Below are 699 nucleotides of genomic sequence, written 5' to 3' on the forward strand. Positions count from 1 at the left end.
CCCGGCCTGGCCCACGCCCTACGTCGAGACCTATCTCTTCATCGCATCGATCTATTTCTGCATCTGCTTCGGCCTGTCGCGCTATTCGATGTGGCTGGAGCACCGCTACAAAAAAGGGGAACTCCGATGACCACGCCTTCCGCCGCCACGCCGCCCGCCATCGCCATCGCCGGCATGCACAAGTGGTATGGCGACTTCCATGTTTTGCAGGACATCAACCTGCAGGTCCGGGCGGGCGAGCGCCTGGTGATCTGCGGGCCGTCCGGCTCGGGCAAGTCCACCATGATCCGCTGCATCAACCGGCTCGAACGCCACCAGCAGGGCTCCATCGTGGTCAACGGCGTCGAGTTGAGCGACGACCTGCGCGCCGTGGACGGCGTGCGCACCGACGCCGGCATGGTGTTCCAGCACTTCAACCTGTTCCCGCACCTGACGGTGCTGGAGAACTGCATCCTGGCGCCGACCCAGGTGCGGCGCATGCCGCGCGCGCAGGCGGTGGAGCTGGCCATGCGCTACCTGGAGCGGGTGCGCATTCCCGATCAGGCTGGCAAGTACCCCGGCCAGTTGTCAGGCGGGCAGCAGCAGCGCGTGGCCATCGCCCGCTCGCTCTGCATGCAGCCGCGCATCATGCTGTTCGACGAGCCGACCTCGGCGCTGGATCCGGAGATGGTCAAGGAAGTGCTGGACACCATGACCTCG

At 66.0% G+C, this 699-nt stretch carries 1 protein-coding gene; it reads left to right on the forward strand.

Annotated elements, in window-relative coordinates; genetic code table 11:
• Positions 1–126 precede the first annotated feature (126 nt).
• A partial coding sequence (locus tag FD47_RS14690; RefSeq protein WP_056980857.1) for an amino acid ABC transporter ATP-binding protein occupies positions 127–699 on the forward strand: 573 nt, incomplete at its 3' end.

It is taken from the genome of Lentilactobacillus parafarraginis DSM 18390 = JCM 14109 (genome assembly GCF_001435895.1).
GTDB lineage: Bacteria > Bacillota > Bacilli > Lactobacillales > Lactobacillaceae > Lentilactobacillus > Lentilactobacillus parafarraginis.